The organism is Nitrospira sp. MA-1 (assembly GCA_032139905.1).
Taxonomy (GTDB): domain Bacteria; phylum Nitrospirota; class Nitrospiria; order Nitrospirales; family UBA8639; genus Nitrospira_E.
In genome coordinates this window covers 363,881-385,785 of record JAQJDB010000005.1, presented here as the reverse complement: position 1 = coordinate 385,785, position 21,905 = coordinate 363,881, and the positions used below count along the sequence as shown (strand labels likewise).

Annotated in this window: 22 protein-coding genes; 6 read left to right on the top strand and 16 right to left on the bottom strand. The window is 47.8% G+C overall.

Annotated elements, in window-relative coordinates; translation table 11 throughout:
* Nucleotides 1-22: 22 nt before the first annotated feature.
* The 13 genes from PJI16_06170 to fmt form a co-directional block, all read right to left on the bottom strand.
* On the bottom strand, nt 23-913 hold the full coding sequence (locus tag PJI16_06170) for a thiamine pyrophosphate-dependent enzyme (protein ID MDT3777139.1): 891 nt from the start codon (nt 911-913) through the stop codon (nt 23-25).
* Nucleotides 914-1,337: 424 nt separating this feature from the next.
* On the bottom strand, nt 1,338-2,249 hold the full coding sequence (locus PJI16_06165; GenBank protein MDT3777138.1) for a M23 family metallopeptidase: 912 nt from the start codon (nt 2,247-2,249) through the stop codon (nt 1,338-1,340).
* Between the two features lie 163 nt (nt 2,250-2,412).
* Nucleotides 2,413-2,751 carry a divalent-cation tolerance protein CutA gene (locus PJI16_06160; GenBank protein ID MDT3777137.1) on the bottom strand — a complete coding sequence of 113 codons (339 nt, stop codon included), beginning with the start codon at nt 2,749-2,751 and terminating at the stop codon, nt 2,413-2,415.
* Between the two features lie 222 nt (nt 2,752-2,973).
* Entirely contained in the window at nt 2,974-3,726 is a 753-nt protein-coding gene (locus PJI16_06155) for a hypothetical protein (protein ID MDT3777136.1), read from the bottom strand.
* 317 nt (nt 3,727-4,043) lie between these two features.
* The gene (gene thrH, locus PJI16_06150; GenBank protein ID MDT3777135.1) at nt 4,044-4,664 is read right to left on the bottom strand and encodes a bifunctional phosphoserine phosphatase/homoserine phosphotransferase ThrH; all 621 of its coding nucleotides are present in this window, start codon (nt 4,662-4,664) and stop codon (nt 4,044-4,046) included.
* Between the two features lie 168 nt (nt 4,665-4,832).
* A complete protein-coding gene (locus tag PJI16_06145; GenBank protein MDT3777134.1) occupies nt 4,833-5,480 on the bottom strand; it encodes an HAD-IA family hydrolase in 648 nt (215 codons plus the stop codon).
* Nucleotides 5,477-6,043, bottom strand: coding sequence for a hypothetical protein (locus PJI16_06140; protein MDT3777133.1), 567 nt, complete (start codon nt 6,041-6,043; stop codon nt 5,477-5,479). The genes PJI16_06145 and PJI16_06140 overlap by 4 nt, the downstream gene beginning before the upstream one ends.
* A 71-nt stretch (nt 6,044-6,114) precedes the next feature.
* Entirely contained in the window at nt 6,115-6,591 is a 477-nt protein-coding gene (locus tag PJI16_06135) for a response regulator (protein ID MDT3777132.1), read from the bottom strand.
* Between the two features lie 67 nt (nt 6,592-6,658).
* Nucleotides 6,659-7,354, bottom strand: a complete 696-nt coding sequence (locus PJI16_06130) for an outer membrane lipoprotein carrier protein LolA (GenBank protein ID MDT3777131.1) — start codon at nt 7,352-7,354, stop codon at nt 6,659-6,661.
* Entirely contained in the window at nt 7,351-9,729 is a 2,379-nt protein-coding gene (locus PJI16_06125) for a DNA translocase FtsK 4TM domain-containing protein (GenBank protein MDT3777130.1), read from the bottom strand. Before PJI16_06125 ends, PJI16_06130 begins: the two co-directional genes overlap by 4 nt.
* 80 nt (nt 9,730-9,809) lie before the next feature.
* The gene (gene rsmA / locus PJI16_06120; GenBank protein MDT3777129.1) at nt 9,810-10,628 is read right to left on the bottom strand and encodes a 16S rRNA (adenine(1518)-N(6)/adenine(1519)-N(6))-dimethyltransferase RsmA; all 819 of its coding nucleotides are present in this window, start codon (nt 10,626-10,628) and stop codon (nt 9,810-9,812) included.
* Between the two features lie 58 nt (nt 10,629-10,686).
* A complete protein-coding gene (locus PJI16_06115; GenBank protein ID MDT3777128.1) occupies nt 10,687-11,001 on the bottom strand; it encodes a hypothetical protein in 315 nt (104 codons plus the stop codon).
* 93 nt (nt 11,002-11,094) lie between these two features.
* Entirely contained in the window at nt 11,095-12,078 is a 984-nt protein-coding gene (fmt, locus tag PJI16_06110) for a methionyl-tRNA formyltransferase (GenBank protein ID MDT3777127.1), read from the bottom strand.
* Nucleotides 12,079-12,301: 223 nt separating this feature from the next.
* Between fmt and PJI16_06105 the strand changes: the two genes are divergently transcribed.
* Nucleotides 12,302-13,057, top strand: coding sequence for a YebC/PmpR family DNA-binding transcriptional regulator (locus PJI16_06105; protein MDT3777126.1), 756 nt, complete (start codon nt 12,302-12,304; stop codon nt 13,055-13,057).
* Between the two features lie 109 nt (nt 13,058-13,166).
* Nucleotides 13,167-13,778: a Holliday junction branch migration protein RuvA gene (ruvA, locus tag PJI16_06100; GenBank protein ID MDT3777125.1), complete on the top strand. Its 612-nt coding sequence runs from the start codon at nt 13,167-13,169 to the stop codon at nt 13,776-13,778.
* An 871-nt stretch (nt 13,779-14,649) separates the two neighbouring features.
* Here ruvA and PJI16_06095 read toward each other — a convergent pair.
* Both PJI16_06095 and PJI16_06090 read right to left on the bottom strand, forming a co-directional pair.
* On the bottom strand, nt 14,650-14,823 hold the full coding sequence (locus tag PJI16_06095; GenBank protein MDT3777124.1) for a hypothetical protein: 174 nt from the start codon (nt 14,821-14,823) through the stop codon (nt 14,650-14,652).
* A 140-nt stretch (nt 14,824-14,963) separates the two neighbouring features.
* The gene (locus tag PJI16_06090; protein ID MDT3777123.1) at nt 14,964-16,217 is read right to left on the bottom strand and encodes a VCBS repeat-containing protein; all 1,254 of its coding nucleotides are present in this window, start codon (nt 16,215-16,217) and stop codon (nt 14,964-14,966) included.
* Nucleotides 16,218-16,415: 198 nt separating this feature from the next.
* On the opposite strand from PJI16_06090, the gene PJI16_06085 reads away from it, so the two are divergent.
* Complete coding sequence (locus tag PJI16_06085; GenBank protein ID MDT3777122.1) at nt 16,416-16,739, top strand: hypothetical protein; 324 nt, start codon at nt 16,416-16,418, stop codon at nt 16,737-16,739.
* 427 nt (nt 16,740-17,166) lie between these two features.
* Here the strand turns inward: PJI16_06085 and PJI16_06080 are convergent, their stop codons facing one another.
* Nucleotides 17,167-18,693 (bottom strand): fused MFS/spermidine synthase, encoded by a 1,527-nt coding sequence (locus PJI16_06080; GenBank protein MDT3777121.1) that lies wholly within the window; start codon nt 18,691-18,693, stop codon nt 17,167-17,169.
* Nucleotides 18,694-18,905: 212 nt separating this feature from the next.
* On the opposite strand from PJI16_06080, the gene murJ reads away from it, so the two are divergent.
* From murJ to PJI16_06065, 3 genes are all read left to right on the top strand, one after another.
* Nucleotides 18,906-20,525 carry a murein biosynthesis integral membrane protein MurJ gene (gene murJ / locus PJI16_06075; GenBank protein ID MDT3777120.1) on the top strand — a complete coding sequence of 540 codons (1,620 nt, stop codon included), beginning with the start codon at nt 18,906-18,908 and terminating at the stop codon, nt 20,523-20,525.
* A gap of 74 nt (nt 20,526-20,599) precedes the next feature.
* Entirely contained in the window at nt 20,600-21,097 is a 498-nt protein-coding gene (gene dtd, locus PJI16_06070; GenBank protein ID MDT3777119.1) for a D-aminoacyl-tRNA deacylase, read from the top strand.
* Nucleotides 21,098-21,152: 55 nt separating this feature from the next.
* Nucleotides 21,153-21,716, top strand: coding sequence for a hypothetical protein (locus PJI16_06065; protein ID MDT3777118.1), 564 nt, complete (start codon nt 21,153-21,155; stop codon nt 21,714-21,716).
* The last annotated feature ends 189 nt before the right edge of the window (nt 21,717-21,905 follow it).

The window sequence follows — 21,905 nt, the reverse complement described above, 5'->3', positions numbered from 1 at the left end:
CATTCTTCCCTTAGGAAGTAGACTACCCTTTTGTTACTGCAGCTGCTGGCTTCGGGAGATACTCTTTATATCCGTATAATTCAGCTAAATGCTGCTTGGCTTCGTCCGTAAGATATTCAGAAAATGCATAACGATCATTCTCAACATCTTTGGCATCTTCCATCACTTTATCTGTTGGAATTGCATATTCAATGTTACAGGAGGTATAGGCTTGGATATACGTTGGGCCCACTTCTCGTGCAATCAAAACCGCTTTCTTAATGACACTCTCTACTCTTCTTGGGTTGTTGGGAACCACTGTTGCCACATAGGCACACCCTGCAACCTTGGCCATACCTAACATATCCATCTTTTCAAATTTTTTGCCCAAAGGGGCCATCTTCAAAACTTGGCCCTTGTTGGTCATTCCGCTTTCTTGACCACCCGTATTCCCATAAACCTCGTTATCCAACATGATGGTCGTAAATTTTTCTTTTCGAAACCAGGAATGTAACGTCTGCGCAAAACCAATGTCAGCCATTCCTCCGTCTCCGGCCATTACCACAACGTCTTTGGGTTTATCACCAAAACGCAATCTCAGTCCACGAGACAACCCACTGGCCACCCCATTTTGATCACCATAATTCCCATAGACAAAAGGAATAGCCGCCTGGGAAATGGCCAGACGCCCACATCCTGCTGTCCCGACGGTAATCGTGTCTTCCGGGTTAGGGAAGGCAATGATAGCCAATCGGATAAACAACGTCATCGCACACCCTGCACACATAGGATGTTCCTCTAAGATCTCTTTAAACGTCCCCACTTGCGACACAGAAGTCTTCTTTCCAAATGGACCATGCTCGACCATATCCCGATATTCTTTTGGCATAAATTTTCCGAAACCTGGCGTGAATTTTACGTAATCGAGACTCATATTGGGCCTCCTCCTTGGTTAAAAACAAAAATAACCATCACCATATTTATTTTTCACAAAATTTTCTGCTAGGTAAAATCACCCAGCAAGAACACAAACTAACAAAGGAAATAAATTATTGTCAATTTATCCGTTAGACTTTAATTTTAAATTAATTTCCCCAGAATATCCCGAACCTTTCTTAAATATCCCACAACAAACAAAAATTCCTCAACGTCTTCAATGCTAATCTATGTAATTAATTTTGAGAATTCAACACAAAAGAAGGCCCACCATCTATAAAAGAAGACCCAGTCTCGAATAAAACTGCTTAGGTCTTTTGTCCCAAAATTATCAGAAGAAGATGGAAGTGTTGCAGGAAAGAAATGCCAGACGGACCTGGAAGATGCCTAACGTATATCCCAGAGCTGATGTGGGGGACTGGCTAATCCAAAATATAATGAATGGGATCTACAACTCTATCATTCACAGCCACTTGATAGTGCAGATGGGGTCCCGTAGAAAACTTTCCCGTGCTCCCGACAAGACCGACAAGGTCGCCTCTTTGAACTTTATCCCCATATTTCACATTAATTTTGGACATATGACCGTAGGTCGTTTCTATGCCGTAACCATGATCAATACGAACAAATTTCCCCATCCGCCCATCATAAGCGGCTACAACAATTTTCCCCGAAGCGGGGGACCGAACCTCTGTGCCAGTTGGTGCACCGATATCAATTCCTGCATGCAAGGCTTTTTTCCCTGTAAAAGGAGAAACGCGAGGACCAAATTTTGAGGTTAAGACACCTTTAACTGGCCAGATGGAAGGAATGGAAGCCCATTGATCAGCTTTTTTCTGAGCCGCAGCAGAAAGTTCTTCCAAAATTTTATTTTCTAATTCAGTTTGTTGGTTTAGCCACTCTAGCCCAGCTTTGATCTCGGTTATTTTTCGGTCAATGGTCGAATCTAATCCAGAAACCGCTGGGACCCCGGTCCTTGCAATTGCAGGCTTTGACTCCAAAGGTGCCTCCTCTTGCAGCCCATCGTATGGCACCTCCTCATATGGCAACTCTTCTCCCCCTTGCCCAGGAAGGCCAGTAGGCAACCCCTGAATCTCATCCGCCTCCAGACCAAACATGGTCTGAAGTTTCCGATTGAGGGTCTCCAACACCAACATTCGCTTCTTCATTCCATCTACTTCTGTTGAAAAATTGCTGGTTCGAGCACGTGACGTATTTAATTCTTGTTTTATTTCTCCTAATTCACTGAGTTGGCTCCACTGGTAAACATAATGCGTAATTACCCCACCCTGAACGAGCAGTAACACTAAACCAACAATTATTCCATATTTCACAAAAGACTTCCTGAATTTGAGGCGCCAAGGATTTGCTCGTGCGCCTCGAAATATGATCACCGTCAAGGCATCTTCAGATTCTTTCATAATTCACCAAAATTAAAAAGTTAAGAACTTCTAAGGTTCTTAGAATTACAGCCAATAAAGCCAAATACACCTTCCACTACCCTTCGACCATACCTACTCGGCTCTTGGTGGCATCTTGAATCCAGGCTAAATATTCTTTGCTCCCAAGCTGAATCGGAAGAGCAATGATTTCCGGAACGGTATAACTATGATTGGCTTTCACCATAATAACTAATTGGTCAAACGCCTGTCTCCCAGTTTTTGCCAACAATAAAATTTCCTGTTCCTCCGAAATTTTCCCATCCCATTTAAAAATTGACCGCACCCCTGGGATAATATTGACGCAGGCAGCTAACCCGTTTTCCACCAAGATCCTTGACAGGCTTGTAGCCTCCGCTTCAGAACTTACCGTCACCAAAACGACGATTTCTTCCATTTAAAAATAGCACCAAATGCCTGAAATCTTGAATGAAAAGGAAACGCTCTCATGAATTCATGAGAGACGCTGCCAAAGGTCATTGCAAGATATCAGTATTTCCTAATCATTATCGGCCGTTTTTACAATTCCTGAAGATTAAAATAATCTTCTGCTTGCCAAATATCAACCAGATATTTCATATTTTTTCTTGATTTTTCACATGGCAATAATTTCAATCACTTAGCGTGGCATTAGACGGTTGGGGTCCTCCTTGGCTAGGCCAATTAAATCTGCAACTGCTGGTTTTAAGGCTTCCTGTAGAGCCTCAGGATAACTTTCGGCCGCATTTTCAAGACCATAATATGGTCCATCGAGCTGCTTCCCTTCGAACTCCATCGTCATATTCCATAACACCTTCGACGGGTCACTTAGGGGAGTTAGTCGAAGATCCATCTCCAAAGCGGTAGTGGTTTCACTCATGGGAAGACCTAACATCCAAAAAACCACTCCAACTGGAGCGAATAGGTACGAATACAATCGCCGGCTCCAATCGGTAGAACGGAGACGGCCTCGAAAGACCAGATCTGCCGGCTCTTGTCCTTCATCTTTGGAAAAGTTGACCGAGGAAAAAACTCCTGCATGACTTAATTCCGCAGCGATGGATTGAGCAAGATCATTAGTCGGATCAAACTTGACGACATCGACCTCTTCTGGGTGCTTCACAGTTTCAGGGCGTTGATATTTCGTATCCCCATAGGGAACAAAGGGAATAGCAGCTTTCCAATATTCCTCTTTTGCCTCATTCCCTCTCAAATCTTCCAACGGAAGAACAATGGCTTTGGCCGGGATTGGCGAGGCAGCTTTTTCGTTCAAGAATGAACCCGTAGAAACCGGGGGATATTGCCAATCCCGTTTTCCTAGACAGCCTGTTACAGTGGAAAAACAGAAAAACAACATTACCAACACAGACAGGCGAATGCGAGAGGCCCTCATGTAGATGCTCCTTTCAAGTTTGTCAGTGCTCTTGGCATAAAAACTTTGCGGCCAACAGTCTCAGAGGATCCAGAAAAATTTTCCGGCAAGTTTCTGATGATTACATCTCTTTCCAATTTAAACTCTTTGATTTCCCTTCCCGTCACCATCAGTACCCGTCTCAGCCATCTATAAAGCGTGATACATCTAGCAAGTACCATGGGGAAAGGCAACAATGTTTCCCCCTCAGAAAACCTTCCATATTGCTTGGCATCAGCCAGAGACCTCTTTAACAAAAAAAGGGGAAAGGAATACAAACCTACATCAGCATGACCATATCAGGACGGGAAGCCGCCTGCCCGCCCAAGATGTTCCTGGAATTCTGCATACGAACGAGCTACAGGGAATTGGGGAAATTCCTGGATTATCGAATCAGGAGGACAGAAAAAAATTCCGGCGTCGGCCTCCTTTAACATTGAAACATCATTATAAGAATCTCCTCCCGCCAACACCCGGAACCCGATACCCTTCATCGCACTAACGGCATGTCGCTTTTGGTCAGGTTGGCGCAGGAAGTAATCTGTGATAAACCCATGGGAATCAACCCCCAATGTATGGCAAAAAATCGTAGGGAATTGGAGTTTCTTCATGAGTGGCGCTACAAATTCATAATACGTATCCGACAATATTATAATTTGGCAGCGTTCGCGTAACCACGCAATAAAATCAGGAACTCCAGGGAGGGGAGAAATTGAACTGGCAACATCCTGAATATCGCGAAGAGTAATGCGATGCGCCTTCAGAACTTCCAGTCGTTTTTTCATCAAGACATCATAATCCGCAACATCCCTGGTGGTCAGACGTAGCTCTTGTATTCCCACTTTATCCGCCAAAGCTAGCCAGATTTCAGGAAATAACACTCCTTCCATATCCAAACAGGTGACAATCGGTTGCGCCATCAAGTCCTCTTCTCGTAAAAAATTTCAAAAAATGTAAAAAGGCATCAAAAATCTCAAATGATCATAAAAGAATTCCTGCATTAGCCACAACTAGAAAAATCCCGTGGCGAGCAGTACCCTTTTGACAGCTGTCGTCCCTCGAAAAGAATGAAATGGAGGTGGGATTAATTAAAACAGGCCAAGAAGATCCTTCGGATTTTCACAATAAAAATCAGGCCGTAATGCCGCAACTTTTTCTCGGTTCCCATAACCATAGCCCACAGCACAAGATCGTATGCCGGCGGCCTGAGCTGCCCGGACATCATTCGTACTATCCCCAATCATCACCGCTTCAGATGGATCAATGCCCAACCCTTCAAGTGCTCGCAGTAACATCACGGGTTCCGGCTTCAATTCCATCGTATCCCGAGGAGCTTCCACATGATGAAAGAGATCCTGTGCATGTAACCCATCAACAATTGAAAGGGTATACTCTAAAGATTTGTTAGTCACAATGGCTTTCCGGCGGTCCTGATAGTGATGGAGCACTTCCCATATCCCAGGATAAAACCGTGTGGTTTCCACGCAATGCTCTAAATAATGTTTCCGGAAAATCTCCAGGGCTTTTTCATATTGACCACAATTTTCTTCTCCCACCGATAACCGCAATAACCGCTTCACCCCATCACCCACAAAACTAAAGATTTCTTCCCGCGATCGTATGGTCAACCCCAAATCCCTTAGGGTTAGGTTTACCGATGTGGCTATATCAATTTTCGAATCGATCAAAGTTCCGTCAAAATCAAAGAACAACACTTCCGCACGCCAAGTAGTCATTTCTGCGTATCTTTCTCATTATTATGTTCTAGTTGTTGTATTAAAGAATTGAAAAAAACTTTTCTTTCCAGCACAGATTCATTTAACTCCGCCCAACGGACAAAGTCCACCAGACGTTGACGGCCCACATGTGGAGGCAATTGAGGCCCAACAATTTGCCACCGGTCCTCAACCGCCTTCAAATGAAAATATTGTATTTCACGGTGTGGATTGGACACATACGTGACACGTTCCCAATGCATTGCTCCTAACACCTCGAAGATCACGGGAATTTTGGCCTCTAGCACACCAAGAATTTCCCATTGCGACACATCGTCTACAACCTCATATTGAGAAATCACAACCACTTGCCCCCAGACCGGTTCTTCCAGCCAAGCCACAAAAGGCCTCACCACCTGCCAGGAATGCGCCTCCAACCGAACACCTTTTTTATCTAGGGAAAGATATTTCTGTAAAATTTTGGTGGGATCTTCAGTGATTTGGCCACTAATGGCCGAAAGAGAGCTTGCACCGAACACCACAATACCCAAAACACACAGTAAGGCCTGCATGAACAAGGACAACAGGCTCACCATGAATAAAGGATTGGCGATTGAGCAATGACCACACGAGAACCACTTGAGAAAAAAACCGCTTATCCTTTAAACAGGATAACCAGAATTATCCCCAACAAGAGCCAAAGCGGAATGGACAACATTAAACCCCAAGCCAAACCTTGTGCGGTTTTCAAGCGACCTTTTAAGGTTTGCTTTTCCAACGCTTTCGTGACTCGCAACCTTACGTCCTCGAGATGGAAGGGTTTGGTAATATAATCATCGGCTCCACGATTAATAGCCTCCACAGCCGTACCAATAGAGGGATGCCCAGTGATCATCAGAAAAATCACCTCATCATTTTTGATGTCTCTGATACGCCTTAACAACTCCATCCCATCCATATTGGGCATAATCAGATCCGCCATAATCACGTCAAAATCACCCTTACGATACTGATTCAAGGCCTCTTCACCATTTTCGGCCATCACGACGGTATAACCCAACGATAGCAAGAACTCTGACAAGGCCTCCCGGACTCCCTTGTCGTCATCAACAACCAAGATGCGCTCAGCCATTTCTTTCCACCTTTTCCTTATCAGAGAACACGAACACCATCAAAAACGATAGACCCGAAAGTTGCAATCAGGGTAGTTCGACCACCACGACATCAGGTGGAACATCGAAGGTGAGCTGACTGGACGAAAGACCCGTATTCGCTTGAATGTGGTCAAATACCACTCGGGAGATATTCCCGCTCACCTCAAACAAGGTAATACCCTGAATGAAATACGTATCAGGAAAGAGTTTGAGTACAATCTTCTTGATAGTTGGAGGGGTTTGGCCAACAGGCTTTGGGACCAGGGTGAGACTCGGGAACTTGTCCGCATCCCTGGACCCATCTGTGGATTCCAAAATCGTAAATTGTTGAGAAAGGTTTCCTGCCCCCTGAAGAAGCGCCAGAGGACCCTTGGACGCGGCCATTTGCGTGAGGGCTCCCTTGACCACCTGCTGATGCTCAGGGACATACATCATCACCTGATCACCATCCACATAAATCTGCTCTTCGGACGGGTGAAGATAATCCCATCGAAGCAATCCAGGTTTTTTTAAATAGAGCCGCCCTGAAGACGTAAACCCCGTCGTAAATCCCTCAAGAATGGTTTCCTGGACAAAGTCAGCTTGCAAATCTTTGGTCTGAGCATAACGAGCATCAACTTTCCCAGCGACATCTTCCATGACGGAAGCAGAAGCGGAGGCGGCCGAGACATCGGATACAGGCATCATTAAACCAACGATGACTAAAAGGAGCGTACCGCGCAGAAACAATAGTGGCATCATCCTATCTCCGCAATGGCCGTACTTCGAGCGAGGACCTCTCGTCTCCCATCACGCCCTGGGGCACTCACCAGACCTTCCTCCTCCATTTGCTCAATCATTCTGGCTGCTCGTGGGTACCCTACCCTCAAGCGACGCTGGATAAACGAAGCTGAGGCTTGCCCCGTAGTCATCACCAATTCCCTAGCCCGCTCATAGGTCTCATCTCGTTCCTGTTCATCCACCGAGGGTTCTTGAACGGACTCCAAAGCCACCGGGTCATAGACGGGGGTGGCTTGGGATTTCACCCATTCGACTACCCCGCGCACTTCCTCATCTGAGACATAGGGACCGTGCAGTCGATTAATTCCGCCGGTGCCAGAAGATAAAAACAGCATATCACCTTTTCCCAAAAGGCTTTCTGCTCCATTCGCATCCAAAATGGTCCGGGAATCAATTTTGGAAGAAACCTGATAAGCAATACGTGCAGGGAAATTAGCCTTTATGAGCCCAGTTACGACGTCAACGGATGGTCTTTGCGTTGCCAAGACGAGATGAATGCCCGACGCACGGGCCATTTGGGCGAGTCGGGCAATGCGATCTTCAATATCCTTCGGAGCCACCATAATCAGATCGGCAAACTCATCAATGACCACCACGATGTAGGGCAACAGAACCCGCTCTTCCTGCGAAGACTCCAACAAGGGTGCCCCTTCCTCCACATTCATCGACTGGCCCTTGCTCAATTTCTTCATGGTTCGAAGTGGAGAACCTGTCTCCTGAGAGTCGGTAACTTTTTTATTATAGGCATCAATATTTCGAACTCCCAATTCCGCTAACACCTGGTAACGCCGCTCCATTTCCTGTACGACCCACCCAAGCCCACGAGCCGCCTCTTTAGGATTCGTGATAACCGGGCGAATGAGGTGCGGAACCCCATCATACACCTGCAATTCCAACACTTTTGGATCGATTAACAGGAGCTTCACCTCATCGGGATGCGCGGTAAACAGGATATTCAATAACAGGCAGTTCAGCCCCACACTTTTGCCTGACCCCGTCGCACCTGCTACTAACAAATGGGGCATGGTTCGGAGATCCGTCACCACCGGTCGCCCAAAGATATCTTTTCCCAAGGCCAAAGCCAGCTTTGAGCGAGCCCGGGTGAAAGCCTCCGATGTCAACATCTCTTTCAATCCAACCGTTTCCCGTTGAGGATTCGGTACCTCAATACCTACTGTGGATTTTCCTGGGAGAGGAGCCACCACTCGAACCTTTAAGGCTTTTAAGGCCATGGCCAGATCATCCGCCAAATTTACAATGCGGGCGACTTTGATGCCGGGGCCGGGAGCAAATTCATACATAGTAATCACCGGTCCGGGGTGCACATCCGTGACGCCCCCCTCAATCCCAAAACTTGCCAACGTGTTCACGAGAATTTCGGACTGGGATTTCAGCACCGCATCAGTCTGGTGCGCGGCCCGCGCAGCATGAGTATCCAAGAGGTCAACGGGGGAAGGCATTTGATAGGACTTTGAAATTTGCCTGCGAGAGATAAAGGTGTCGTCGACTTCCTCCAGGATGGGGAGAGTAGGTGCAATCTCGATTGTGGCTGGGGGATCATCTTTTACCTTGGATAACTTGGATTTGGGTTCCAAAGTTTCCAATACCATCGTGCCAATACCCCCACGGGCAGCCAATTGACGATTAATCCGTATGGATTTATTCATTTTTGGTTGGGCATCTGATGCCCACCAGTCTCGCTCTTTCACCGACTCCACCAGGGTATTTTTGAGGCGTCCCCCGAAATTCAGGGTTGTTCGAACAATTTGCCCAATCGATACCGGCACAAGCAAAAGAAAAGCAATCAGTAACAGTGCCCCTAACAGGATCGTGGCACCGGTGACCGCCAGATACGACCCGAGTCCGACCGCCACCCATTGTCCCACAACTCCACCTTGGCCAACTCCTAGCACATCCATCCCGGATATTTGAGGCCCGGCTGAAAATTGAAGATGTAGCAGCGCACTGACAGATAGAACTCCAATCAGCGATCCAAGAAGACTTCCTGACGTAATACGAATTTTTTCGCCCCATAAAACACTTAAACCCAACATAACAAGCAGCAAAGGCACAACATAGGCTCCCCCTCCCACAACAGTTAAGAGGGAAAACGCGAGAGTAGCCCCAATCGGGCCTACCGCATTTTCGGGAACAGAATTTGATGAGGGGTAGTCATTAAAAAGGATCGGATCGGCTGGAGAAAAGGTGGCCATGCTGAGTAGGCCCAGAATACCCAAGGTGGCAAGCAAAATTCCTACAACTTGTGTAGTTAAAATAGAAAATCCCTTAGGTTGGTCCTTTGTTGTCTTGCTCTTCGAACTAGGGAAGATACTCATCAAAAAATCCTACCATAAGTGTTTCTATCGAGCAAACAACCCTTACGCATATGACAAGCCTGCCCAAGGTCCCGGAGTCGTTAAGAAGTGGAAGGAAACGTCGGGTCATTGAGCGCTTCACTTAAATTCTGAAACTCCCCCACCGACAGCGTTTCCGCTCGTCGGGTCAACATGATACCTGTACGCTCTTGAGCCCTTTCCAAGCAGATCAAAGGAAAACCCGCCCCTCGTAGTGCGTTGAGGAGGGTTTTTCGCCGTTGCCCAAATGCCGCCCGTACCAGCGAAGCAAACGCGTCGGCTTCCTGCCCAAAGGAAGGCTGAGAAAAACGAATATCCAACCGTACAACTCCGGAATCTACATCAGGAACGGGGCGAAAGCATTTTCGAGACACGGGGAAACCGAAACGGACATCAGCTAAACGCTGCGCCATAACCGAGAGCACCCCATAGTCTTTAGTATTGGGGTTGGCGGTTAACCGTTTTGCGACTTCCAGCTGTACAGTTAAAACCATCCGACGGATCTTTGGCCGGGCTTCTAATAACCGAAACATAATGGGGGTTGAAATATTATAGGGCAGATTGGCCACTACGACAGCAGGTTCCGGTAGTTGATCGAAGGGATAACGAAGCGCATCGTGTTCTCGAATATCAAGATTCGAATATCCCGAAAATTCCTCTTTCAAAAAATCCACCATACGGGGATCGACTTCCAGGGCTAACACCTGCCTTGCCGATTGGCACAACAATCTGGTTAAGGCGCCGCCCCCCGGTCCAATTTCACAGACATAATCATTCGGCTGGAGATCCGCCAGATCGATAATTTTTCGGAGTAAATTGGGGTCAATAAGGAAATGTTGACCGAGCCGTTTGCGCGGATAAGGAGGAAGCGGTGCCATCATTTATAGGCAAGGAGAAAAATGAGAAGAGGCATACCGGTGATTCATAGGGTCAGGGGCATCAGGGGATGCCGGTGGTCTGAATGTCTTTAAGCAACTTCTTAAGATGGCGCCGACACATATCCACTTCATCGGCTAATTCGTCAAACACATCGCCCACAAAATAGGTGGTTTCCAGCCATTCCTTGGTAATGAGTTGAAGATATGTCTGACTCACGTAGGGTGCCAGGCCTTCAACGACCTTCCTTTTCCATTTCGTGACATGGTCTTTCCCCTGCACCGCATTGAGGGCCTTCTCGGCCTGTGCATGAATGGTGTTAATTTCCTCGATTTGACTTTGTATAAACGCTAATAGCTCGGAGGATTGATCGGTCATTATTGGATCCTTTTCCACCAAAACAGGTCATACGAAAACACCTGGCAATTCCAGGCTGCCGGTGCCACACTTTTTTTTATTTTAACCACACGATTACACTGCACAATCATCTTGCTGCCCCATTGAGAAGGTCATACCGAGTGTAATCCGATGCCCGGCTAAATAGTCAGAAACGTGCATGCGTTTTTTGTTTTCAGGTTGAACCTCCAAAAGATGCAAACTTCCCTGACCAGTCTGGACGCGGATGGACTGTTTCGTGATGGCAGTAATTGTTCCTGGAGCCTGAGGAGCGTCATGAGTAGTATGCAATATACCTGATTCTTGGTCTTCAATCTGAACTTTCCAAATTCCCCATCGCTCACCCTCCAGGAAGGTATACACACCAGGCCATGGCGACAGCCCCCGAATACGATTGGCAAGGCATCGCGCCGATTGTCCCCAAGACATCAAGCCATCTTCTTTGGTTAAGATGGGCGCCAAGGTCGCTGCCGAATCATCTTGAGCCGAAGGAGTCACTGTGCCAGCGACCCATCCACGCAGAGTCCGGACCAGAAGCGCTCCGCCAATCTCAGCCATTCGTGAAGCTAACTCTCCGGAAGTCTCGTCCTGACCTATAGAAATCACTTCCTGCTGTAGAATGGCCCCCGTATCCATCCCTTCATCCATGAGCATGATCGTAATACCGGTCTCCGCCTCTCCATCGATCACAGCCCATTGAATGGGAGCAGCACCCCGATACTTCGGAAGGAGGGACCCATGAACATTCAGACACCCTTTCGGGGGGAGCTCAAGAATAGTTTTTGGCAAAATACGCCCAAACGCGGCAACCACCACCAGATCAGGTTCCCATGCTCGAAGAGTCTCCATCAATTTGGGATCCTTCATTTTTTCAGGCTGCACCACCGGGATATTTTGTGACAATGCAAGCCCCTTTACCGGGCCGACTTGAACTTTCTTCCCACGCCCACTCGGTCGGTCAGGCTGACACACAACACCCACGACAGAAAATTCAGTCTTCAATAACTGTTGAAGCGTAGGAACTGCAAAGGCGGGAGTTCCCATAAATACAATGCGCATGACTAATTTCCTTAACACTGGAAAAAGAGGAAAATCAAATGCACAGAATAAAGCTTGTTGACTCTCCAGGACAATAACATCCCGTCTGCTTTGCCAACCTTTCTTTTGCCATGCCCGCGTGCATTGACTCCCTTTCAATTACTGTGATAGAAGCCCACCCGGGGGCTTACTATAACACCTATAATATTCTTGACCCCTTAATTTTAGGAAATGGACCGCAACCATGGGTGGACATAGCCACTGGTCAACAATTAAGCGCCACAAAGGCGCACAGGATGCCAAGCGTGGGAAAATCTTCACGCGCGTCATCCGTGAAATTTCCATTGCCGCACGTAGCGGCGGCGACCCAGACGGTAATCCAGCCTTACGCCAAGCCATTGCGAAATCCAAAGAAGTCAATATGCCCGCCGATACGGTCAAACGGGCTATTCAGCGAGGTACTGGAGAACTTCCGGGAATGCAATTCGAGGAGTTTATGCTAGAGGGGTATGGACCAGGAGGGACGGCACTCCTCCTGGAGATTTCGACCGATAAACGCAATCGGACCGTAGCCGAAGTTCGAAATATTCTCACAAAAAATAATGGAACGATGGCTGAAGCCGGCGCGGTTGCCTGGCAATTTCAAAAAAAGGGGTTACTGGTCATCGAAAACCAGGCGGTGACTGAAGAACAACTATTTGATCTGGCGCTGGAAGCGGGAGCTGAAGACGTGAAACAAACTCCCACCGGATTTGAGGTCATTTCAGAACCAGCAAATTTCGAAGCCGTCAAGGAAGCCTTACAGAAGGCCCAGATTGAAACCAGCCTGTCCGAGCTCACTTTCCTCGCGCAAAACCATATTCAACTTGAAGGCAGAGATGCAGAACAAGCCTTGAAGCTCTTGGATCTCCTAGACGAGAACGAAGATGTATCCAAGGTCCATGCCAATTTTGAGATATCTGACGAACTGATGGAGAAAATGGCTGCAGAAAGCACCTAGCCCTTTTGATCCCACTCCATTCTCTGATCTTTTTCTCTTACCGCTTTCTCTCATTGATCTTGAATTCTCCTGTCACCTTCCACTTTGACGAACAACTGAGTCTGCCAAAATGATTGCCTCACTTTCGGGAGTCCTCTCTTCTAAGACGCCACAAGATGCCGTCATTTCTGTGCAGGGTGTGGGGTATCATCTGTTCATAGCCCTTTCTACCTATTTCACTCTTCCTGAAATCAATTCTGCAGTCCAGGTTTTTGTTTCCACTCACCTGCGGAACGACACCATTCAACTTTTTGGGTTTTCTACCACCGAGGAGAAGCAGGCCTTTTCGCTCCTCACTACTATCAGCGGCGTCGGACCGAAACTCGCACTGAGTGCGTTATCAACCCTTTCCGTCCCAGATTTATGTAAGGCCATTGAAACCGGCGATCTTGAAACCTTAGGTTCCATCCCCGGCGTTGGGAAAAAATCGGCGAGTCGAATCGTCCTGGAGTTAAAAGACAAAACCAATCGCATCATGATTTCGGATTCCCACAAACCCTCAACAGCGGCAATGGAACCTATCAACTTTCTCCAAGAAGAAGCTGCCTCCGCACTCATCAATTTGGGATACCGCGCCCCAGAAGTCAAAAAGGCCATGAATCTCGCAACAGTTAAGTTGGACGAAGGATACGAACTCGAAGACCTCATCCGCACGACCCTCAAAGAATTAGCTAAAGGTTAAACGGAGGCGTTATTTCCTCCGTCTCATAGGTAATGACCACTCCTGACTATTAGAGTATTGGTCAAAGTCTAGGAGTATGGAATTCTTTCTCTAAAAAAGCTGTTACCAAAATGTGAAATCAGGGACAGAGGGGAAAAAATTTCATCCCGGAAACCGAGATTGGGGAACTGTTGAATATTTCCCATATTTGGCTTTTTCACCACATAGATGAGTAGCAGAATCCCGAACGGGCAAAATAAGTGAGAGTCCATAAAGGCGCGTTCAGTCCTGCCCTGATGGCTTTCGAAGGGAAGACCACATCCGATTGGACGAGCGAAGCGTAGGGAGGAGTATGTGGACACGGCCAAGCGGCGAAAACTCTGCGGGCGGACTTTTTCAATACTGCCGTTATTAAACTTTGGCACAAGAAACTAAAACCTAATAGGCCACTGGATAATTCGTGGAATTCACTCCAACGCCTGCCCGCCACAAACAATCCTAACAAGGACCCGATCAGGTCTTAAAAATTTTAACGTTGCAGAACTGAAAGTACGGTGGGTTGGATTCAGAAAGGCTAAAGGGTTTCACGGATTTTTTGGCCGTTGTAGCCGCTTTCGAGGACTCGCTTAAAAAAACGCAACACATCTGCTAAGTCAAACCAAAAACCGCAATTGATACATTTCGCGTTGAACCGGCGCGACTCCCTGGTGTACTGACGTTCAACCAGCATCGTTCCTTGGCATCTGAGACACGTCATATCAATACAAACCTATTTCCCTGATTAGACACCCGCGTGAACGGATGGGATAACACCCATCTTCTTTCTTTTCCCCAGGGCCAATCTAAATAACTACAGTCCCTTTCAGCCCTCTTCCTGAGGCATCCAATTTGCCTATCGAAGTCGATTTAAAATAACCGCCACACATCCCGCAAGGACTCCGCCCCCAAAAACCGTCAGTCCCATAGAAAGAATTCCTTCCCACGTCCCGGAATGAGAAGAACCGTAAATCAGGTCTCTCATTCCGCCTTGAACCAGCAAGACGGCCAAGGTCAGCAGAGATCCCATTCCAAACCACCAGCCAAAAGTTCGCACATTCTCCTCACAAGGCTGAACCACGCTTTGAAACGGGGTTACGCCTCATTCTAAAAGGCAATAGTATTGTAAACATGGCAGAATTCGGGTATCAAGAACAAACCTTCGAAGTATCAAGAAGCGGGAGTTCCCGAAAGTTGGCTCTTCCGGAGATTCAACCCATGATGTAAAAAAATGGAGACATTACTAGATGCATTATTCACCACCGCCAACCCTGGTTCTTCTCCCCGATCGGTGGCAATTAATAGGGTGGTCAATGCAAAGGGGGCATGCGGGGTGGGATAATCCCTTGGAGGATAGTGAAACGTCCCATCGCCATTCCCAAATAGCAACGAAATACTCCCGGATTGAATATTGGCAACCGCCACATCCGGCAATTTATCTCCGTCAAAATCCTGGGCCACGCCAAAATTTGGACCGGCATCGCCTCCTGATTCTCTTCCCTCTTGAAAAGTCCCATCCCCGTTTCCTAAAAATACGGTAATCGTGTTCATCTCACCGTTAATCACGAGAAGATCTAGGGCTCGATCGGTATTGAAGTCCGCAAAGGAGACCCCCAAGGGCCGCTTGCCGGTTCGATAGTCAGTTGGAGCTTGGAAGGTGCCATCCCCCAAACCCAACCAGATCGACACAGCATGACTCATCGGCCCTCCATTGGTCACAGCCAGATCCAAATGTTTATCTCCATTCAAATCCTCGGTAGCCACAGAGGTCGGCGTATCTCCATATTCATATAATGACCCCAATCGAAATTTTCCGTTGCCCATACCCAACAGGATTTGAATTTTGTCGTTGCGGAGAGCCACCGCCAAATCAGGAAGAAAATCTTCATTAAAATCGCCTGTGGCAATACTCACCGGAGTACGATGAACCAGGTATTGGGCCCCACGCAAAAAAGTGCCATCGCCCTGCCCCAAAAACACGAGAGCATGATTATCCCCCGAACACGCCACGACGAAATCGGGCACGTGGTCAAGATTAAAATCATCAACAGCCACATTCCTCGGCTCCTGACAAGCAGAAATCGTTTTTTGGTCCTGAAAACTCCCGTCCCCTTTTCCCAAAAGCAGGGACAAGGAATTTCCCTGAATATTGCTGGTGATCAAATCCGTAAATCCATCACCGTTAAAATCACTTGCCCGGATTGAGGTAGGATTTTTCCCCACTGGAATGTCTAGGTAATGATAAATCAAATCAGGAGGATGGTACTCCTCGCGTGTAGGACAACCGACCAAGGACAGCAGACCCAAAAGCCCCAGAGGAATGACAAGTCGAGCACGCAAGGACTGACTGGAATACAATTCTTCTTGCCTTTCTCCAGAATATGTGGGTGGAGAGGGTACCAAAATAGATGCAGGATAACCCATGCACAGCGCATCGAGTATACGGATTTTTCCAAATGATGTAAAACCGGCGAGTAGTCCGAAAAATCTCGTTTTTTCTAGGAAGCTACAGACTTTGTCAAAAGTTACTTTGAAAGGGATGACCGTAGCCCACTGGATGCCACGACTCTCTTTATGTTATAGAGATCTCTTGTCTTTTTGTCTGTTTGTAAGGAGGAAACCATGGCTGAGGAAAAGCAAAAAATTGATCTAAGCATGTACGGGGTAGCCGAAATCATTAAATGGTGCATTACCCGCAACAATGGACGTATCCCTGGCTGCGATACCGCAGTATTCAAAGCACTTCAGGCTGCACTGGCGGAGAAGCCGGCCACAGGGGACTACTATACGCTGGATCAATTTTGGAAAACACGGAAAGTCTTCGAATTTACTCAAGATGAGGTAGCCGTGGTTGATCGATGTCTTTATGATCTCCCGAATTTTGACGGCGCTCAGCTACCACAAATCCGTTACAAATTTTGGCCAGAAGCTGTCTGTCAAAACTAAGATTGTTTCTGGGACTCCAGCACCTTTAAACAATGTTTCCCCCTTCGATTTTGTCTCCACAACAGCCTTTGTCTTCGGCCTTAGGATAACGGCGAGAACGCGGGAACCATTCCCGACGGCTAGGATGAAGAAGGACGGGACAACTCATGCCAGCAATTCTTGCATGCACCCACTGTTGTACTTACGGACACCTGGTAAACGTGTGAAAGAAAAACCGCAAATCAGTCCCCGCCGAACGCCAAATGAGTGGAACCCATTTTTTGTTACAGTGGCCTCTTGCCCTTTTTTAACACCTGCCATTCTCACAATGAAAACCAAGAATAGGTTAACTGTCTAGTGAAGCTTCCCCAGCAAGGTGCTGGGGATATCCTTCGCTGTATTTTGGAATTAAAGGAAGAACCCTGCTGACTCAAGGCAAAAGGGATGGTTACCCTTCCCCCTGAAGTAAATCTAGCGGAGAGAAATCATCGGTCAGAATTTCTCCAGGAGCCAGTACGACCGGCTCCTGTGACATGAAAAATGCAAACCCTTCTGACGGAAATCGGTCCCGATTCATCTGACGGGCCAAAACATCCAAAAAGTTCGAAGAGCGCATAACGGAGACAGGTTTCCCACCAAAAAAAATCAGGTTCACGGACCCTTTTGCAGTGTCTAACCATTCAGGGCCCGCGACCCCGTAAGGCACCACTTCAGGGAACGTCTGTTGCATAGTGGTCAACACCGCTTGTGCGCGACGAACATTGGCCGGCGCATCGGAGGAAGCCAGATTCACGGCAACGGCACCCTCAGGGTTCACATGCTTCCGTAATTCTTCAAAGAATTCATGAGTCGTCACATGGAACGGAATGAGATGCCTGGCAAACACATCGACCCACACCACGTCATACTGGTAAGGGTTGTTTCGTAAAAACGTGCGAGCGTCTTCCACATACACATGATGGTTGAGCGGTGGCGTATAACCAAAATACCGTTCTGCGGCTTGGACGACAGACGGGTCCATTTCGACAACATCTAACTCCAAATCCGGCCAGTGCTTGCCTAACCACTTTGCCAATGATCCTCCGCCATGGCCTAAGATCAGTCCTCGCTTAGGATTCTCAACAAGTGGCAACACACCCATCATGACTTGACTATAGGGCAAGGCAAGCGATTCCGGCGTCGCTTTCCACATCACCGCGTGGAAAGTATTGTCCAAAATAAGATAACGGAATAAATCATTTTCACTCACCCTCACCTGTTGATACGGGCTATCTTCCTGATAAATTGCCGGTGGCAAAATGGTGACCGGATGAAAACCCATCCAGGTTATTCCGCCTACACAGGAAAGGAGTATGACCTGTAAACCAGGCTGGAGGATTCCAGCTCTCAATGTCCACCATAGACCAAGACAGATCTGGACTACGCCAAGGATAGCGACTAATGTGGTACTACCCAGCCAGGTTAACAGATAAAACGAGGTCCCCCAGGTTCCGACAAGACTCCCAATAGTTGAAATCGCAATCATGCCTCCGGTATGACGTCCAAGATGCCCCATATCCCCGATAGCCAAACGCAAAAGGGCCGGGAGAACACCGCTCAATCCAAATGCCGGAACCGCCAACAGCACACTGGCAGCAAAACAGGGGCCCCAACGAGGATCCTGAATCCATCGAGACACCCCAAAAACTACGGGCTGGCCTGCCCATGACAACAAAAGAGTCCAAACACCGGACAGCAATAACAGCCCGGCCAAAACCCTCTGCGGAGCGTATCGATCAGCCAGCCAACCGCCCGCAGCATACCCACTGCTCATGGCAGCCAGGACCACTCCTATCAGCCCGCCCCAGACAAACAGTGAACTACCAAAAACCGGCGCGAGGAGTCGGCTTCCTAAAATTTCCAGCGCCATCACCACCGCACCGGTCGAAAACGCGGTCGCAAAACACCACCATCGTGGCAGACTGGATTGAGTCAACGAAGATCTTGTCATAAGATGGAGAAGTGCATAGACAAAAGGGAAGTGATGCTAAAGCATGATTCAGAGGGTGTCAATTCAAGCCTAAGCGAAAACGTGCGCGTCCAGATTCTGCGTGAGATTCTGCGTTCCCTTATCATAAAGAAAGACATTCGCCTCTGACATCTGACAGGTGAAACAACTCAACCCTTTCCGGTATTATTCCTATTCGGATGTCCCAATCAGCTCAACCTCCATCAGTCCCGTCTTCTCCTCACGGAGAGACCAGTCGGATTAGTCGTGCGGCCGGGCTGATCGGCGTAGCCACTTTCTGCAGTCGGATTCTCGGATTTATCCGAGATGTCATTCTCGCCAATTTGTTTGGCGCCAACGCTTCAGCAGACGCCTTTTACATCGCGTATCGAATTCCCAATTTGTTGCGAGAACTTTTTGCGGAAGGGTCCATGTCTTCCGCCTTTATCCCGATTTTCACCGAATATCATTCGACCCGCTCCAAGCAGGAAACCTGGGAGTTAGCCAGCGCAGCATTCACCACACTCCTGACGCTCGTGACCTTTGTCACCTTAATGGGCATCGTTGCCGCCCCAAATCTCGTCTGGATTCTGGCACCAGGCCTCCATGGTCAAGCGAATCAACTTGCCACAACCACGCTCCTCACGCAGATCATGTTCCCCTACTTACTGTTCGTAAGCCTAGCGGCCCTAGCCATGGGGATACTCAATTCCCTCCATTCATTCGCCGTTCCTGCCTTGGCTCCTGTCTTTTTCAATCTTTGTGTCATTTTTTTTGCAGTGGCCATTTCGCCGTTATTTGATCAGGCGATTCTGGCTGTAGCCATAGGCATTGTAGTGGGAGGGCTCGCTCAATTCCTGATGCAATTACCCAGTTTGCACAAACAGGGTTTCCCATTGTACTGGAATTTTCATCCGCGGCATCCCGGAGTGAAACGAATGGGGTTACTGCTCATTCCTTCCTTGCTGGGATTAGCTGTGACCCAAATCAATCTCACCGTCAGCACGATTTTAGCATCGTATTTTCAAGGAGGCCCCACGTATCTGTTTTATGGGATGCGCCTCATTCAATTCCCATTAGGGATATTTGGTGTGGCAATGGCCACAGCCATCTTGCCCACCCTATCCGGCCAAGCAGCCCGTGGGGCCATTCATGAACTTCGGGAAACGGTGAATTTTGGCTTACGCATGGTGCTATTTATCATCCTTCCATCAATGGTTGGGCTGATGATGTTGCGTATACCGATTATTCATGTATTTTTTGAGCATGGTGCCTTTTCGGCTATAGATACAGTTGGAACCGCTTCGGCACTTTTTGGGTTTTCAATTGGATTGTGGGCGTTCGCCAGCTATCGAATTCTGGCAACCGCGTTTTATTCCCTTCAAGATACGAAGACCCCGGCCATTGTGGCTGTGGTTTCGGTTATCCTCAATATTGTGCTGTCAATATGGCTTATGCAATGGCTCCAACACACCGGATTAGCCCTGGCCACCGCATTAGCTGCAATGGGAAACACACTCATTTTACTCACTATTCTAGGGAATCGGCTTCAGGGATTACTATGGAAGACACTCGGACTATCTCTGGTACGCACAGCCATAGCCCTTGTCCCTCTCATTGCCGTTTCCGCCTGGATTGCAGGATTTCCGCTATGGCAGACAACAGGACAGAGCCTAGAAAAAATTGCCTGGTTGAGTCTGGCACTTGCGGCAAGCACGATTGGATATTTTTCCGTTCACCACGCATTCAAGTCGGAGGAACTTACGCACCTGAAGCTCATGTTGCGACGAAAAATACGAAAACCATCTACCACAACATAAGCATTCAAACTGACACGCCTACCGTCCTTATGACCGCTGGGCTTGAGATAGGCGATATCACACGAAAGGGTTTCATGATTGCCGTCATTCAACGCGTCAGACAGGCTTCAGTTACGGTTGAAAACCAAGTCATCGCCCACATCAACCGTGGGCTCGTCATTCTATTAGGGGTAGCCCAAGGCGATACCGGTCAAGACGTGACCTTCATGGTCGAGAAAATTCCTCGACTACGAATTTTTCCTGACACACAAGGGAAAATGACTGATGCGCTTCAAGACATCAATGGTGAACTCCTTCTAGTCTCTCAATTCACCTTACTGGCCAATACCGAAAAGGGACGACGTCCAAGCTTTGAATTGGCAGCACCTCCGGAAGAAGCACGCATGCGATACCAGGAAACACTCGAACAATTCCTGGCTCTTGGCTTATCGGTACAAGCAGGGAAATTTGGTGCGACGATGGTCGTGGCACTGGACAATGATGGTCCAATGACCCTCATCCTGGACAGCAGGGTAGGCAAAGGAGTAAAAAAGGTTAAGAACCTTTTACATCAGGCCGATAGACATACATAGAAACCGACACACCCTGACGAAGGGACATTCGGTGGAAAGAGAGGGAAGGGCATCTATGACACCAATCCCTGAACAACATCCTCTAAGACAGTTATTTGGCCGGTTGACAGAACGAAACTTTTCCGAAGCATTGGGATGGCCGGATTTTCAAGTAACGGAATACGTTTCAAACCTGCTCCTCGAATTTATCCATATCGATCAACTCGCCCGTATCAAAGACCATGAGGGAGAACCCGTTGAAACAGTAGTAGAACTCCTGTATGCGGCCGAATCCCATAGCCAACAGTCTTCTGCCGAAAAAGAGCGGGATATTCATCGTCACATCGGGGACCTGACCCTGTTCCTCGCCGGACTCTTCCCCGAATATTGCAAACGAATAAAATGCTCCGGACTTATTCACCACAAAGACTTTTTGGTGGATTACGTCAAAGCCGGCAAACGCTCCTACAGCATTGTCGCTACCCATCAAGATCCACAGGGCAAAAATCCACCAGCGCTCTTTCAAACGCTTTCAACAAATTTTGAACTTTGTGTCGCGGGCCTAGGCTTTGTCCGATTGGACCTTGACCGTTTTCAAGATCCTAGCCTGAACCAAGCACAAAGCCACCTTTTCCACTAAACACTCTTCCTCCAAACAGTTCCCTTAGCTCCCGACCCCCACCCGGAGGACTCTATTCGCTACCTCACCAGATTATCCGGGAGGGCCGTCTCATCATCCACAGATTTTGCAAGATCAACAAAAATAATCCAGTCAACATCAATGTTACGGAACATCAACTTCATAATCGAGGGATCATGCTTTTCACTT

Excerpts from the sequence above, each read along its gene's own strand:
- rsmA (MDT3777129.1), bottom strand. The coding sequence starts at position 10,628 with ATGATGGCACCGCTTCCTCCTTATCCGCGCAAACGGCTCGGTCAACAT.
- PJI16_06130 (MDT3777131.1), bottom strand. The coding sequence starts at position 7,354 with ATGATGCCACTATTGTTTCTGCGCGGTACGCTCCTTTTAGTCATCGTT.
- PJI16_06065 (MDT3777118.1), top strand. The coding sequence starts at position 21,153 with ATGACACCAATCCCTGAACAACATCCTCTAAGACAGTTATTTGGCCGG.
- murJ (MDT3777120.1), top strand. The coding sequence starts at position 18,906 with ATGTCCCAATCAGCTCAACCTCCATCAGTCCCGTCTTCTCCTCACGGA.
- thrH (MDT3777135.1), bottom strand. The coding sequence starts at position 4,664 with ATGGCGCAACCGATTGTCACCTGTTTGGATATGGAAGGAGTGTTATTT.
- PJI16_06170 (MDT3777139.1), bottom strand. The coding sequence starts at position 913 with ATGAGTCTCGATTACGTAAAATTCACGCCAGGTTTCGGAAAATTTATG.
- PJI16_06155 (MDT3777136.1), bottom strand. The coding sequence starts at position 3,726 with ATGAGGGCCTCTCGCATTCGCCTGTCTGTGTTGGTAATGTTGTTTTTC.
- PJI16_06160 (MDT3777137.1), bottom strand. The coding sequence starts at position 2,751 with ATGGAAGAAATCGTCGTTTTGGTGACGGTAAGTTCTGAAGCGGAGGCT.
- PJI16_06115 (MDT3777128.1), bottom strand. The coding sequence starts at position 11,001 with ATGACCGATCAATCCTCCGAGCTATTAGCGTTTATACAAAGTCAAATC.
- PJI16_06125 (MDT3777130.1), bottom strand. The coding sequence starts at position 9,729 with ATGAGTATCTTCCCTAGTTCGAAGAGCAAGACAACAAAGGACCAACCT.
- PJI16_06145 (MDT3777134.1), bottom strand. The coding sequence starts at position 5,480 with ATGACTACTTGGCGTGCGGAAGTGTTGTTCTTTGATTTTGACGGAACT.
- PJI16_06135 (MDT3777132.1), bottom strand. The coding sequence starts at position 6,591 with ATGGCTGAGCGCATCTTGGTTGTTGATGACGACAAGGGAGTCCGGGAG.
- fmt (MDT3777127.1), bottom strand. The coding sequence starts at position 12,078 with ATGCGCATTGTATTTATGGGAACTCCCGCCTTTGCAGTTCCTACGCTT.
- dtd (MDT3777119.1), top strand. The coding sequence starts at position 20,600 with ATGATTGCCGTCATTCAACGCGTCAGACAGGCTTCAGTTACGGTTGAA.
- ruvA (MDT3777125.1), top strand. The coding sequence starts at position 13,167 with ATGATTGCCTCACTTTCGGGAGTCCTCTCTTCTAAGACGCCACAAGAT.
- PJI16_06105 (MDT3777126.1), top strand. The coding sequence starts at position 12,302 with ATGGGTGGACATAGCCACTGGTCAACAATTAAGCGCCACAAAGGCGCA.
- PJI16_06085 (MDT3777122.1), top strand. The coding sequence starts at position 16,416 with ATGGCTGAGGAAAAGCAAAAAATTGATCTAAGCATGTACGGGGTAGCC.
- PJI16_06095 (MDT3777124.1), bottom strand. The coding sequence starts at position 14,823 with ATGGGATCTCTGCTGACCTTGGCCGTCTTGCTGGTTCAAGGCGGAATG.
- PJI16_06090 (MDT3777123.1), bottom strand. The coding sequence starts at position 16,217 with ATGGGTTATCCTGCATCTATTTTGGTACCCTCTCCACCCACATATTCT.